The sequence below is a fragment of the Robiginitalea myxolifaciens genome (assembly GCF_900115205.1).
Taxonomy (GTDB): Bacteria; Bacteroidota; Bacteroidia; order Flavobacteriales; family Flavobacteriaceae; genus Robiginitalea; species Robiginitalea myxolifaciens.
The window spans coordinates 1,164,524-1,179,117 of the sequence record NZ_FOYQ01000001.1 but is presented as its reverse complement, the minus strand read 5'-3'; the positions used below and the strand labels follow the sequence as shown (position 1 = coordinate 1,179,117).

At 42.9% G+C, this 14,594-nt stretch carries 6 protein-coding genes; 2 read left to right on the top strand and 4 right to left on the bottom strand.

What is annotated here, in order from left to right:
- Window positions 1-44 precede the first annotated feature (44 nt).
- The 4 genes from drmB to BM318_RS05185 are packed head-to-tail and all read right to left on the bottom strand — an operon-like array spanning window position 45 to window position 10,564.
- Entirely contained in the window at window positions 45-2,126 is a 2,082-nt protein-coding gene (gene drmB, locus BM318_RS05200; RefSeq protein WP_092981212.1) for a DUF1998 domain-containing protein, read from the bottom strand.
- Window positions 2,126-6,082: a helicase-related protein gene (locus BM318_RS14465; protein WP_218154988.1), complete on the bottom strand. Its 3,957-nt coding sequence runs from the start codon at window positions 6,080-6,082 to the stop codon at window positions 2,126-2,128. The genes drmB and BM318_RS14465 overlap by 1 nt, the downstream gene beginning before the upstream one ends.
- 6 nt (window positions 6,083-6,088) lie before the next feature.
- Window positions 6,089-7,855 carry a nuclease-related domain-containing DEAD/DEAH box helicase gene (locus BM318_RS05190; protein WP_092981210.1) on the bottom strand — a complete coding sequence of 589 codons (1,767 nt, stop codon included), beginning with the start codon at window positions 7,853-7,855 and terminating at the stop codon, window positions 6,089-6,091.
- A gap of 3 nt (window positions 7,856-7,858) precedes the next feature.
- Window positions 7,859-10,564 carry a DISARM anti-phage system protein DrmE domain-containing protein gene (locus BM318_RS05185; protein WP_092981209.1) on the bottom strand — a complete coding sequence of 902 codons (2,706 nt, stop codon included), beginning with the start codon at window positions 10,562-10,564 and terminating at the stop codon, window positions 7,859-7,861.
- Between the two features lie 549 nt (window positions 10,565-11,113).
- On the opposite strand from BM318_RS05185, the gene BM318_RS05180 reads away from it, so the two are divergent.
- Complete coding sequence (locus BM318_RS05180) at window positions 11,114-11,302, top strand: hypothetical protein (RefSeq protein WP_092981207.1); 189 nt, start codon at window positions 11,114-11,116, stop codon at window positions 11,300-11,302.
- A gap of 101 nt (window positions 11,303-11,403) precedes the next feature.
- On the top strand, window positions 11,404-14,583 hold the full coding sequence (locus BM318_RS05175) for a WD40/YVTN/BNR-like repeat-containing protein (RefSeq protein ID WP_092981206.1): 3,180 nt from the start codon (window positions 11,404-11,406) through the stop codon (window positions 14,581-14,583).
- The last annotated feature ends 11 nt before the right edge of the window (window positions 14,584-14,594 follow it).

Genomic DNA, 14,594 nt, shown 5'->3' with positions numbered 1-14,594 from the left:
AAGAGATTTGATTTTTTACTCTTGAATATACTTAATCACAAGTTTCAGGAAAACAATCCTATATCCGGTTTATCCAGTGTACCAATAACCAATCCCCTGTCAAGAAACTTATTTAGGTTACAACAACTTGTCTCAGGTAACAGACAGCAGGAATGACAGGCAGCCAGATTGACCCCCATAAAGCCTCTACCGGACTGATTTTCTATACAAAGCGGGTCCGAGCTGCACCAGGCAGCCTTGCTAAGGGCATTTTCGGCAATCTCACTCAGAATCCGGACATTTCCCTTTTCCACTAAACCACCCAAGGTACCTTCTGAATCCGATGAACTGGTATAAATGAGAATTCCATTCATTGCGATTTCTGAGCCAGGCGAACTGCAATAAATGATTTCAGAAAGCGCTGAACTGCCATACCCGCACTCAATGGCCAGCTCATTTATTATCAGATGTGAAAATGTATGAAGTGCCACATATCTGGGTGTCAGAAGGTGGTCATCTTCCATGTCGAAGGTCCTTCTGTAATGCTGAAAATTTCCCGAAATAGTTTCAAACCTTTCACGGACCTCTTCTCTGTTTTCCCATTGTTGCAAGAACTGATCATCAAATTGAATGAATATCCCCTCTCCCCTGACTTCAGTCGCAGGCAGAGTTCTGGTTTCGCGTCTGAATCGGGGATCCTGAATCCTGTTGGCCTCTCTGCGTCTTCTGCCTGAAAGATTTCTCTCCTGCGACAAATCAAAGATCAAATCCTCAAACATAAGAGGCCTTATTCTGGTAAAGCCCCTGAAAATCTTAAGCTCCCGGAGTTTATTCAGAAGTACAACTTTATGTATTAGTTTTCTGTTCTGAATTACATAGTGAGAACCATCGATAATTTCTGAATCATACCATTCCTTTCTTTTTGTCCGGATTGCCGGATTCAGAAAGCATCTGAATTCCTGAAGCCGGAGCTCTTCAGTAGTCAGTTGACCGGTCTTTTCGCTTTCAGATTTGAAAAGCTTTTTTATCATTCTTACAGCCTCGTCGAGAGTATATTGTGAATGATCAAGCTTTCTATAAATATTAATTCGGTAAAGAGAAATAAACTTGTCTAACTTTGATTCAGTGTCATCAAGAAAACCAGCATTTTCAAGGTTGTCATAATTTCTTTTAATGTCAAGAATGAAACTCTCAGGAAGCATAGGATCGTAACCGCTTTTCGGTATACTTATACCTTTATAGACTATCGGAAAATATAGGTTTCCAGCACCTCTCTGGAGCGTTCTCGGATATTTGCTGAGAGCCACATTCTTTTCTTCCTGTGAACTGTTGATGCTGTATGCTGGCCATGAAACATCACCTATTATTGACTCTTGAAAATCACTAATACCATCTGAAGTGCGTTTTCCTCTGCCCCTCCACGGCAATGGCATCCTGTTGCCGACAAATGACAGATAATCTTTTCTGCGGTCGTTGAGGTCAACAAATGTGTCTTCCTGATCAAAAATCTTTTCAAGACTGACCCTTGCGATTAAACTTCCGTCTCTCGGTGACTTACTTTCTATAATCAGATCCCTCAATGAAGCCGTTCCGCCTCTGGATCTCAGGAAAAGCCGGTTACCTTTGCCAATTTCCTCAAGCTTATTCGCTTTGACATGTACATACCAATCAAACGGGAAGTTGTCCAGATGACCATCCTCAGTGGCAATTACAAAACGGATGGGAATTAGCTTGCGTTCTCTTTTAATCGGGGAATTATATCCTTTGAATGTTTCATCCACAGTTTTTCTTTCCCGGCTCCTGAAGTCCGTATAGTTTCTTTCTTCCTGCTCCAATTGCCGCACATCAAACAACTCCCCTGTATCAGGACATTGCAGTAATGTGGGAAAACGGGTTGTCTGAACACGAGCGCGAGGTGAATCTGAAAGTGGTGGTGATACAAAATAATCAACATTGAAGGCTATGGCAAGACGATCATCCTCCAGCTGGTTGACTGCTGTATTCTCCCCCCAGTCTGCCGCCGTTTCGGTACCGCCCGGTTGCGGCATGTCATGGCAGAGCACAATTAATGACAAATCAGGGAAGTCTGCTATGGATCCGGGGCCATATGTATGCAGTGCCTGTGATGTCCTTATTTCCTGTTCCATTATTCTATATATGATTTAATCCTAATCCTGGAGGTAGTTTCAACATCCCTCAGGGATGTCATCGCGAATAGCTTATCATCGGCGACCGGATGATTCTTATATTTCAGGTCCACAAATAACAAGTCTCTTATATTATCAGGGCTAAGCTGATTTATCCTCATCATATCCTGAAATGTTGTAAATCGAACATGTCCCAGATTCTCCCACCTTTCTTTGAGATCACTGAATATCCGCTCTATGGATTCTCTTTTACTGACTAATGCTCTTTCATTGGTGTTTCCAAGTGTCTTTTCAATTTCGAGGAAGCGTCCAATCATTTTATTGCAAATTTCCTCAAGAGCTTCCTTAGCCTGCGTACTCAAATAAGCGTCATCATCGCGTTTAAAATAAAATGCCCTCATAAGTGCAATTACTATTGAGTCCGTAACCTTTTCAAGTGCGGGCAGTGAAAAAGGAGTTACGCTGGTTGACTCCACATATCTGTAATATGCCTGGTGGTAGTCCTTGAAATTTTCATAATGTGACCGGTCCCTGTTTTTGGCGGGATTGTAAAGGGTGAATACGATTCCGGGCACTTCCCTTCCGACCCGTGAACTTGCCTGAATATATTCTGCTGTGGTCTTGGGTTGCCCTGAAATTGACATAACATTAAGTCTGGGAATATCCACCCCTACAGAAATCATGTTGGTGGACATTGCTATTTTTATAGGGTCTTCAGTATTTGACGGATCCACTAGGGAGGATATTCTTTCTGCAAAAAAACCGCAGCAATGATCCAATAACCGTTTTATCCTTTCCTTTTGTTCAGGCTCTTTGCTATTTACGTTTTGGTCAACAAACATGTCCGGAGACAGGCCGCATTCTTTTTCTAAGAATTCCCAATTCTCTCTTATCACCCGCAGCCATTTCCAATTCCACGAACCATCCCACATACGCGTTAATTCCATGTCTTTGATGCTGCGGATCCCGAGGCTGTTCAGAAAAAAAACAATAGAGTCTTCTTCATCTATTTTATGCAGGCGAACTTTCTCCAGCGCTTCCAACCCCCTGTTTATATCATCACCTGTCATCTGACTGGAGAGTTCAATCGTTCTGTCCGGATTGTAATCCATGAAAAATGTGCGTCTGAAGTTGCTAAGAAACTTCCGATAGTCTTTGATGTCGTCTTCTAGGAGAGTCCTGTATTTGCCAAGCTCTTTAACTGTATTGAAATAAGCCAAGAGAGTGTAATAATTATCAAGATTTTCACTGGACGCACCAGAAATTGTATTTACACCTTCCTGTATAACACTGTCCAATCGCAGTTTTGCAGTTGTAGACGTAAATCCGGAGGACATTATTCCAACATAGAGCCTGGCCTTTTCATCCTGCTGTTTTCTTCTTGAAAAGAAAGCATCATCTATTGTAATACCCGAGGGAGGAAATTGACGATACGATTTTCGGTCATAGATTTTTATGCATTGATACATGGCATTCCGCACCGTTGCAGTAGCTGTAACTATTTTAGGCGAAATTCCGCCGGATTTGCATAATTCATCAATGGCAAACTCAAAAAGACTATAAATGGTCCCCAGTGATGAACTGATAAGGTGAAGCTCATCCTGTATTATCAGCTTGGGAGGGTCAGACATTCTTTCAAACTGATCATCCAGATTGAAGAGTCTGAAGCACTCGTTCTTCCAGGCCAATTGCGCGTATTTATCAACGGTTGAGAAAAGAAGGGTAGGTCTATTCTGATATATCGATTCATCCACATAGTGTATAGGGAGAACATTTTCAATAAACTCGGAAGTATCATTTCGCCTGCCTTGGAAGGAATTTGGAGGAACATGAAAATAACATTTGGTGTTTGTGCACACCATATGAAACGGATTGTCATTCCCAAAAGGCCTTCGGTTAAGCGGGTTGATCATTTGGTGATATCCCCATCGACCCACAACAGAGCTGTCTCCATTTGAATCTGTAATAATCTCCTTAACAAGTTTATTGCCGCAACAAGGACAACTGAATACAGCAGGGCTATAAGTGCCTGATCCGTATGAGCTTAAATTCTCAATCCGTGTTTTGTACTTGACCATGAGCTCATTATTACCGGGATAATTTGTACTTCCATGGTGCTTGTTAGGACTTAATGATTTACCAACCCATAATCCATTCGAAATTCGGTCACTTCCATATTGATCCGGATGTCGTTTCCGGATAAGCTCGCATGCACAAACAAGAATATTGGCCCGGCTGAATTGCTGTTTGTTCAGCATTCGAAGCGTATATCTCATCATCACGGTGACCCCTGATTCGGTGTAGGCAGATGTTATCCGGGTATAGAAAATTGTAAATGCAATGAGTCCGAGATAGGCCTCTGTTTTACCACCACCAGTGGCAAACCATAACAGATCCACAGTATTGCGATCCGAAGAATTATCGTCTGTTATACCCTCAAGCTGCGAAAGAATAAATGCCAATTGAAACGGCCTCCATTTAGCCAGATATCTGTTACTTGATGAAGCCAGACTCTGCCAATCTTCTTTGTAGGCTCCATTTTCCCAGATAATTCCAGAAATGGCATTTTTGGGAATCTGATCAAACTGAGGTAATGGGTCATCCTTTTCCGGGCCATTATGTTGAACTCTTCCATTCTGGCGCCTGTGACTCGAGAAGTCTCCCATGATTCTCTGGTAAAACATGGCCTTGTTCGCATCAAGGAATGCTCTCAGGATATCAGGATCCCGGAGAAGGGTTATCCCTTTTTTCATTCGGCGACTCAGATCAGTACATTGTATGAGCAAATTATCGGCCGAGCTTTGAAAATGACTATTGAGTTTTTCCTCACTAATCATCTCTTGTTGCTTGTCTATCCATGTGTCGTAAACAGACACAAATTTTTCCAACCTGTCGATTAATGCTTTGCTTTGAAAATCCGGGTCACAATCCGTCAGATTTTTCATGAACAGGACATCCGAAACCCCCGAAAGTTCCTCAGGTTCAAAGTCCACCCCATTGATCGTTTCTGTTGGAATAATGGAAGAGAATATTTTGCTGACCTTGCCATTATCAACATTCCAATCAACAGCGCATCCGTGACCCATTCCGTAATTTTTGTAATTCCTGTAAAGGAATTTGAGTTCCACTTCCTCTTTAGAAAGTGAAGAGAGATCTGAGTTATCCGGAAACGGAAGGAAACCTTCCTGGGTACGTACCTCAATCGAAGGCTGAAAAACACAATTACTGGTTTGCTTCACCCCGGAAACACTGCATTGAAGCGGATTGATAATAGATAACGTGAGTACATATGATGAATTTGAATCACCAATTTGCTTTCTGAGTATTGCTTTTATCCGGATTGAATTATGATCATCGTTTAGTACAAGCTGATTTTTATTTGAGGAATGCTCCCAATTATTTGGAGGATCTTTCATGACTGTAATGGAAAATGAAGAAATTCTCAAATCAAGTCCGAGTCGTATATCCGATCTTTTGAAAACTGTATTGCCAGTCTCATTTTTTACCAAGGAATACTTTCCACAGGCAAAATCCGCATTGACTACTGAATCTTCATTAACAAGCATTGAAATGGCAATTGACGACGGATTGAACTCAGTTGTCATGCGAAGCTCCTCCTCCTGTTCATTATCATCATCATCTTCAACGGATTTACCCCTGTATTGTGACTGTCTTGTACTTTCCCTGACATTTACGGAGGTTGAATCGCGAATACTCTGCGTGTTATCTCTTGCATCTTCGGAATCTGGAAGAGTCTCCTCAGTCTCTTGGAAAAGTTCATCGAATTCTGAAACCTGTGGGTACAGAATTCCGGTTGTATACAGATCCCTGGGTTTAGTGCTCAATTCTTCAACCAAGTCCGGATTTCCATGAACATCAATTTGAAATGGTCCCAGATAAGCCCTTTCAACCCAAGACTTAATTTCATCACGGATATTTTTATTAGTCTTACTCATATCAGATTAACCTATTAAACTTCCGATAATTTGCTGCTCGATCCTTTTATCCATAAATATCACCAGCCCAATTTTGGCCCTTGAATATGCGACATAAATTAAGGACATGAGCTCCTTTTCAGCCCTGTCATACCTGTCAGGTCCCACCACAAGTACAAAATCATTCTCCATCCCTTTATATGAATGCACGGTCGAAACAGAAATTCTTCCAGCCTTTGAATGATAATGCTCATCCACCTTATGTGTTGGTTGTTTCAGCTCTTTGAGGACAACTTTAAGCATAGTTTTGTCCATTGTTAGAATAGTTATTTCCTCTGCCGCTATTCCACTTTTTAACCACTCGCTAATTTGATTATTCAACTGATTACTGAAATGATCAGGACTCTTGTACCATTTGAGTCTTGTCTTGAACGGAGCACTTGTACGCCGACAAGGCATTTTCTCCAATCCGCTGTGGATACTGGCCTTTTCTATAATATCATCATGATTCCGGCAGTTCATTATAAGAGTTTGTAGGTTGCAGGGATAGAGTTGCAAAAACAGACTGTAATACTCAGAATCGAATCCTTCATAGAACCCTTGATATTTCAAATCAATAAACACAGTCCAATTACCTGATTCAACACCACCTTTGAGATTAATGAAAATCGATTCTAAGACTTCCTCACTGAAAATATCCTGCGATTCGTCAACGACGATGAAGTCATACTGCTTCAATCCAAGACTCCCGTACCATTGCTTAAAATGCTGAGGTAATATTGAACTCCAGAAAGCCGGATCTTTCTGGTCGAATGAAGGCAATAAATTCTTGTCTTTTAAACAACTGACAAGATACTGGTGAATATTGTGAGATTCTATGTGCAGATCCGGATCAAGATCTTTAAAATATCTGGCTACTTCACCTGCAAGGTTCTTATTGTAACAAAAATAGGCGCATCTTTTCCCTTCCGAGGCTTTTCGTACTAAGAGCTCCTTTGCCAGGATAGTTTTTCCCGTGCCCGGGCCACCTGTAACGACCATACCCCGGTTGCCGATTTGATCAAAACTGTCAAGTATGCCGAATTGATCATGAGTGAATTGTTCAATACTGGTGATTTCTGAGTTAATGACCTTACTTACTGGAATCTCATAAATCAGATCAGCCCTGAAATATTTGCGAATTTCATGTAGTTCTTTGGTGTTTATTCCATAGGTTCTTCCCTCATATCTGCCATGATTGAGCCAATACGTTTTCAGATGCTCGATGTAGTTCTCAAATCCTCCCTTCTGGTCATGATCTTCACTTGTATAAATAACTTTCGGATCATATTCAATAGTTTCATTTCTGAAGGTTCCTGATTGTTCAGATTTTTTAGAAAAGGAAGTTTTTCTGGTCACATGAGGAAACATCACGCCATAACCGAAAACAAGTCTGTGCTGAAAGTTCTTATTGGGAAAATGCTCAGGTATAAGCTTATTTCGCAAATAGAAAAGGTAATCAGTCACCTGAACAAACGGATCTCCTTTTTTTGTACCGCCCAGCACGTACCATTGATCCTCAGAACTGTCATATTTAACTTCGCCGCCTTTGGCTTCAAGAAAAATTATGAATTGTTTGTCCAGATACACAAAATCCACTTCTCCAACCAGTTTATTGCTGGTTTGCTGAGATCTGAGAGAATGTATAAGAAACTTTTCTGTTGTATTGAAGTAGGAACTGTTCTTCGCCTTTTCAAATAGTTCTTTTTCCGCTCTGTTCGTGAATTGGATTCTGTGACTTGGTAAAACAGGCATATTTTATTGAATCATTAGGATTTCCTTAATTTCCACCATATTGTTATGATGAATTTTTTCAACAAGGTCTTTTAATTGTAATTCTCTGATATTTTCCTTCATTCCGAACTCCTTATAAACAGAATATCGAAGCAAAGCCCTATATAAATAGGTTCTGAATCTGGATAACCATTTGGTAGCTGCCAGAACTTCCATCTTGTCAAATAACCGGCATTTTGAATCCGGATTTATTGAAAGCACATCATACAGATCCGCCAAAAGCTCCGGTTCTATAGTACTTCCAGAAATCCAATTCTCTACAGTGGGATTTGAGACACTAATACCCATCCCGTCAAGGTAGGACTGTAATTCAGAATAATAGCCTCCAAGCTGTTCATATTTCCACCTCAAATCAATTCTCCATGAATCTGCTTTCTCTAAATAGGTGTTTAATTCAGGGAATTCCGTTTTCAGACTGGAGAGCAGTTCTTCAAAGTCATCATTGAAGTCCTCAATCAGGAAAATCTGGTCACCAACTGCAAGATCTTTTGCCTTAACTTTATGGTCCCTTGAGCTATCAGAGTCTTGATTAACAATGACATGATAATATTTTTCTTGGGGGGCACGTAAAATTCTGTCGTCAAAATAGAATATAAGATAATCCCTATGTTCAGAGTTATTATCAGATGATTCCTCATCGGTTTCATTTCTTGATATTATATCCTTTATCAGGAAAGACAGATCCAGAATCTCCTCCTGATCAGAATTTTCATTATCAATCTCTGCTGTTTCAGGTATTTCTTCCCAATCTTCATGTGTTATGTAATCCTCCATTTTAAAAGTCAGTTTGGAGTCATCAATCAAATATTCCCTGTCTTCCAAATTCAGCAGTAGTAATTTGTATTCAGCATCGGACAATTCTGATATAAGGGGTGTAAATAAACGGAAGCATTTCTTGTAATAACCTAATTCTGATTTATTGTTGAGAATAACAAACTGATTTTCGCAATGGTCATGTAGGAATATAGACCGGGTAATCTCACCATAAAACTGAAGCACAAATAGATTATCATATGCTTCTATATCTGTTAAGTCGTCATCCATGCCCTTAAAATCTATAACACATTCTGTGCCTTCTTCCAAAAGCCCTTGAATGTCTATGCGATCAATTAAATTTATATTACTACTTAAAAGGCAGGTTCTACCTTTCAGACTCCTTGTAATTATCGTGCGACGTATAGTTTGAATTTTATTGTTTTCATATTCGGATTCAGAGATAAATTCAGAAAGCTTTTGGATCTGATTTCTTAAAGAGACTGATGACAGTATTTCGGATATACTTTGCAGGCGCTTCACATATTCCAACAGGTCATTTCTAAGTGATTCCGAATAAAAACTCGTAGCTCTGCTTAAAAACGAATATCCATCTTTCAGACTCTTTAATACATCGGAAATAAGCTGATCATCCCGTGATTCCCGTATTTTGGACTTTAATTGAATCGAGATAAGCTTGAATAAATTATAAAACCCTGAGCCGAAATCATCCTGAATGGAAATCACGGTATGATTAGCAGATCTTTCTGAGTCAGGACTGTCCAAGAGACGCCGCTCAAGATGATTCAGAAGCCATGGATATGGATTTAGATTATAATCCTGAAGTTTAATGAAGTTTTCAAAGTGGGTGTCCTGATCAAAAAAGTAAACATCCTTAAGCACATTATTTTGCTGCGCCTCCCGGATCGAGTCTGTAAAGCCTTTGAATCGCAGTTCATTGAAGTTTCGTTTCGATTTGACCAATTCATTAAATCCATCAATAATCAGGGTATTCACATAAACGGAATCAAGGCTTTGAATAATTTCACTCCATCCGGCATAATAATCCAGAGAACAGAAATACATTACAGGATGTGCCACCTCGTTACTTTGATTTACCTGTATTTCACCATTCGTATCAATTATGATTTCTGCAATGGGAAAATGGTCCATTACCTGTTTGCCATTAATTTTTGTGCCTTTCAGCAGCTCGCGGTATTTGGTTTTGTTCGTAAATAGCAATACGCCTGCTGTTGGAACAGTATTAACAAACATCCCAAGTTCACGGATTTCATTAATTCCTATATTGCCATTGGAATTTTCCAAAAGTGATGAATATCGGAAGATGTCTCTGTTTTCAGCGATGTAGCTGTCAAGTTCTGCCTGGGCATTTTCCAATACTCTTACAAATTCATCATATTCTTCAATACTTGATTTCAAGTGCCCTATAATATCCTGAATACGAGGGGCAATTTCATTTGGGATTCTTTCTTCCGACCGGAGAATCAAACAAATATTCTGATTTCGGTCAGGTTTAATGCTCAGGCCCTTTACTTTCCAGAGTTTATTCAGATAAGAAAATTTATCAGGTAATAGCCTCTTAATACCGGACATTTTGATCTCAAGAGAAGTTAATTTCTCTGAAGGAGTCTGGGATTTACTCCTTATCTCTTCAAATGTTTTGTAATAGCTGGAAAGACCGATGAAAAAAGGCAGTAATTTATGTTGTTTACTTTCTCTTCGGGTATAGATTGCAATAACCCGATTAAATTCATCCAATGAATTTTTGTAGGCGATATACGGTGTAAGCAGATTGTACAACACATTCTCGTATGGCCTATTCTCAATAGTAATCTTCAAGCCATTAAGTTCATTGAGATCTTTTCTGATGAAGTCAATAAAATCTTCTTTGAACATATTTAACGGCAGGTTTTTTTTGTATTCAGTTTATTTTATCCGCAAACGCCCTAATGAAATGAAATACCATTAATTTCAGAATAGCGGAGACAGTCTGTAGGGTTAATATTACAAAGATTTACCAGACTACAGGTTATACTAGTTGTGAATGCCTTAATATCAACTATAACTACTGACCTACTGTTTTTGACCTCTTCATCTTTAATTAGTCTTTCCCCCAAACGCTAGTATGTTCAATACCTAAGCATTAAACCTAGTGTTCCCGAATTTGGACGCCTAAGGTTTGCCTCAATCTTATTTGGGCTATTATAATCTTCAAAGTGGTCTACTTTTCCAAAAGAAATTTTGCTTGAACCTTCACCAAGGGATAAAAAAGTGTCTAAAAATATACTTAGTCAAAATTATGGTGGCAAATAGTGTATATTCTTTATTGGGAAAGATTCACTTTAGGGAGATCATCGGCATTCTTTTTTGCCACTGATTATAAGTTCATCTGAAAGGCTGTTATGTTCTCAGTCCTTGCGATGGTTAATTGCTTATTTTTAAATCATGCCGCCTAAACTTGAAGCTGAAAAACTATTAAAAGAAAATGCCGCTTACAGTGATCCGATGAATTTTGCCCTGCATTTATGTAGTGAACTAATACGGGAGTATACCAAGATATCTCCAGAACCGAACAAAGCTCAATACTGGGAAGAGGTAAAGAAGGAATTGCTTAAAATTAAGAACTCTAGATGAGTTAATCATCACTATGTATATTCAATCGGTAAATTCTTGCTCCATCAATCAAGTTATTCATATCGATCAAAATCTAACACTACTTAATAACACACCAACCCATGAAACCAACCACCCTCCCCTCTCTGATTTTTACTTGCATTCTCACGCTGTTTATTTTCCAAACGGGGGTAGCTCAAGGGCCGAGCCGGGCGCTTGAAGTAGAAACCGCAACGCAGGCAAGTGCATACCAAAACGCAAACACCGCCGACGTCCCAATCCCCCCAGCCTTTTATGAAGGCATGGAATGGAGGAATATCGGACCAAATCGCGGGGGGCGTTCCCTAGGATGTGCGGGGAGTCCGACGCGGCCGAATGAATACTATTTCGGGGCTACCGGAGGCGGGCTCTGGAAATCGATAGACGGCGGAAACGAATGGAAGCCAGTGACCGATGGGCAGGTAACTAGCTCATCGGTAGGGGCTGTAGCAGTTGCGGAATCCAATCCGGATATTGTCTATATCGGGATGGGTGAGGTACAGTTGCGTGGCAGCATTACCCAGGGAGATGGGGTATATAAAAGTACCGACGCTGGAGAGACCTGGACGCATTTAGGCCTGAAGGAAACCCAGGCGGTAGCGCGTATTCGCATCCACCCGACTAACGCCGATTTGGTTTATGTTGCGGCCCTGGGCCACCCTTATGGTGATAATGAAGAACGCGGGGTATTCCGCAGCAAGGATGGGGGCGAGAACTGGGAGAAAGTATTATATGTAAGCCCTAAGGCAGGGGCGGTGGATTTGATCATCGATCGCAATAACCCGGAGGTGATTTACGCGACCACCTGGGAGGTGCAGCGTAAGGCCTGGAAAATGTGGGGCGGCGGTGGTGACAGCAAGCTCTGGAAATCGACGGATGGCGGGGATACCTGGACCGACCTGACTAGCAAGCCCGGGATGCCGGAAGGTCCAATCGGAAAGATCGGGGTTACGGTTTCTCCTGCGGATTCCAATCGCGTTTGGGCTATAGTGGAGGCGAACGAAGGCGGGGTATTCCGCTCGGACGATGCCGGCCAGACCTGGGAGCGCACCAACGACGAGCGCAAGCTGCGGCAGCGGGCCTTTTACTATTCACGCATCTATGCCGATCCGCTGGAAAAGGAAACGGTATACTGCCTCAACACGGGATTCTATAAATCCACGGATGGGGGGAAGACCTTTGATGTGACGATCCGGGTTCCACATGGCGACAATCACGACCTCTGGATCGACCCCAATAACCCGGAGCGGATGATCAACTCCAACGACGGGGGCGGAAATGTGAGTATCAACGGCGGAAAATCCTGGACAGAGCAGGACTATCCCACTTCCCAGTTTTACCATGTGATGGCCACCAGCGATGTGCCGTATCACGTGGCCGGGGCGCAACAGGACAATTCCACTTTGGCCATGCCCAGCGAGGGCTGGAGTCACATGCAGGCGCGGGGTCCCAACCACGGTTGGTGGTATGCTGTTGGAGGAGGGGAAAGCGGTTGGATTACCCAGCATCCCGAGAACCCCGATATTTTTTACGCGGGCAGCCAGGGAGCCTTGCTTACTCGATACGATCGCAGCAATGGGCAGGTGCGTGACATCCAGGTATACCCGCGATTCTTTTCCGGGGAGCCTGCGGATGCCCTTCCCGAGCGCTGGCAATGGACCTTCCCAATCATGTTTGCCAAGCAGGATTCCCGCATCATGTACACCTGTTCCCAGCATGTTTGGAAGACCACCGACGACGGGCAGTCCTGGGAGAAAATCAGCCCGGACCTGACCTATGCGGACCCCAGTACGTTGGGCAAAACAGGAGGAGTCATCACCATGGATATGAACGGTCCTGAGATCTACGCCACGGTCTTTGCCCTGGCACCCTCCTGGCACGACGTTAATACGATTTGGGCTGGCTCAGACGACGGAAAAGTCCACATTACCCGCAGCGGAGGCCAATCCTGGGAGGACATTACCCCGGAAGGCCTGCCGAAGTTTTCACGCATCAGCATTATCGATGAATCCAGGCATAGGCCCGGGACTTTGTTCCTTGCGGCCAACCGCTATCAGGTAGACGACCGTCAGCCCTATGTATTCAAGACGCACGACTACGGCAAAACCTGGACAAAAATCATCAATGGAATCGAAGATGGTCATTTTGCTCGGGCCGTCAGGGAGGATCCTGAGCGGCCAGGACTGCTATTCCTCGGGACCGAACACGGGGTGTATTTCTCCCTGAACGATGGGGAGCTTTGGCAATCTTTGCAGGGGAATTTACCCGATACGCCAATCCGCGACCTGGTGGTAAAGGAAAATGATGTCGTTGTCGGTTCCCACGGACGTGGCTTCTGGATTTTAGACGATATCCAACCCTTACGGCAATACACCCCTGGGATGGAAAACAAGGCGGCGGTGATGCTGGAACCTGCAGATGCCATCCGCGGGGTTTACGATGCCTCGGTACAGTATTATTTACAGGAGGAATTGGACACTATCACCTTTGAAATCCTGGATGCGGAAGGCAATCTGGTAGACACCTTTACCGGCAGCAAGCCCAAGTACCAAAAAGACCCAAACATTCCCTGGTGGCGACAAGGCGGATCGAGCAAGCCTACAACGGCTAAAGGAATGAACACTTTCACCTGGGATCTTAGATATCAGGGAGCCACCGACTTTGAAGGGATGATCATCTGGAGCGCGCGACCTACTCGCGGGCCCAAAGCACCGCTGGGTACCTATCAGGTGCGCATGAAGGCGGCTGGAGAAACGCAAACGCATTCCTTCGATATTCACATGGATCCGAATCTCAAGGGAGTCACTGAAGCGGATTTGCAGGAGCAATTCGATTTGTCTCAGCGCATTGTACAAAAAACAAGTACCGCCAACGAGGCGGTAATCCATATCCGGCAAATGCGTGCCCACCTGGAAGAAAGCAAGGAGCAATTAGGCGCGTCCACCTACAAGCGAACCGCCCAACCCTTCCTCGATAAGATCGCAGCGATTGAGCAGGAACTTTACCAGGTCAAGAACCAGAGTAACCAGGATCCGCTCAATTTCCCGATCAAGCTCAATAACCGTCTGGCTTCCCTGCGTCGCAGTATCGAAACCGGAGATGCCAAACCCACGGCCGGAGCCTATCAGGTATTTGGCGAGCTCTCCGCAGAACTCGACCAACACCTGGCCGACTTACAAAAGGTTATGGACAAGGAAGGTGCACGGGTCAACAGCGCGCTAACAAAAGCAGGAGCTGCCGCGCTTCCCAAGGCCGGGAAATAAGTTAAGGCGCT